The organism is Streptomyces specialis, assembly GCF_001493375.1.
In the GTDB taxonomy this organism is placed as follows: Bacteria; Actinomycetota; Actinomycetes; order Streptomycetales; family Streptomycetaceae; genus Streptomyces; species Streptomyces specialis.
Genome location: NZ_LN929877.1, coordinates 1 through 1240, shown reverse-complemented (window position 1 = coordinate 1240; position 1240 = coordinate 1). Strand labels below are relative to the sequence as shown.

Sequence of the window (1240 nt, the reverse complement as noted above, 5' to 3'; positions counted from 1 at the left end):
TTTTTTAAAAGCAGAAGCAGTCATACGAGATTTCGGCCGGCCTCGTGGGCTCGGAGATGTGAATAAGAGACGACCGGGCCGCTGCCCGTCGTCGTCTCGGCCCGCACCCCCGAAGCCGTCGCCCACGCCGCCGAACGCATGGCCCAGCGGCTGGAGTACACCCCCGCCGACGACTTCTACGACGTCGCCTGGACCGCCACCGAGCGCCGCGACCGCTACGAGTACACCACCGCCGTCCTCGCCGACACCCCGGCCGCCGCCGCCCGCGCCCTGCACGCGGCGGCCCGAGGCGAACAGCCCCCGGCCGGCGCCGCCGCCGTCCGGGCCGCCACCGGGAACGGACCCGTCTTCGCCTTCTCGGGCAACGGCTCGCAGTGGCCGGGCATGGCCACGGCCCTCCTGCGCGACGAGCCGGTGTTCCGCTCCGCCGTCGACGCCGTCGACGCCGCGCTCGCCCCCCTGCTCGGCTGGTCCGTGATCCACGAACTGGAACGGCCCGCCGACCGGTCCCGGCTCCACCTCACCGAGATCGCCCAGCCGCTGCTGTTCGCCGTCCAGATCGGCCAGGTCCGGCTCCTGGAGAGCCACGGCGTCCGGCCGGTCGCCGTCGTCGGCCACAGCGTCGGCGAGATCGCCGCCGCCCACGTCTGCGGCGCCCTGGACCTCCCGGCCGCCTGCCAGGCCGTCGCCGCCCGCAGCCGCGCCCAGGCACCCACCGCCGGACAGGGCCGGATGGCCGCCGTGGGGCTGCCGGCCGACGAGATGAGCAAGGAACTCGCCGCCTACGCGGGCAGACTGGAACTGGCCGGCGTCAACAGCCCCCAGGACTGCACCATCGCCGGCGACGCCACGGCACTGACCGCCCTCGGCGCCGAACTCGCCACCCGTGGCGTCTTCTTCCGCGAACTCGACCTCGACTACGCCTTCCACAGCCGCGCCATGGACCCCATCGAGGAACCCCTGCGCGCCGCGCTGAGCCGGCTGCGCCCCCGCCCGCCCCGCGCCCCGTTCGTCCCCACCGTCACCGGCGGACCCGCCCCCGGCCCCCGCCTCGACGCCGCGTACTGGTGGCACAACGTGCGCCGCCCGGTCCTGTTCGACCAGGCCGTCGCGTCGCTGCGCGACGCCGGACACGACCTGTTCCTCTCCCTCGTCCCGCCCGCCGCCCTCCGCCCCCCCCCTTTCGCTTCCCCCCCTCCCCCCGTGCCCCCCCCCCTTCCCCTTCTTTCCTTGCGTCCTC

General features: G+C 74.9%; 1 protein-coding gene. It reads left to right on the top strand.

Going from position 1 to position 1240, the window contains the following annotated elements:
* Positions 1–138 precede the first annotated feature (138 nt).
* The coding region (locus BN2279_RS09710; RefSeq protein WP_267887125.1) for an acyltransferase domain-containing protein at positions 139–1240 on the top strand (1102 nt) is incomplete at its 3' end.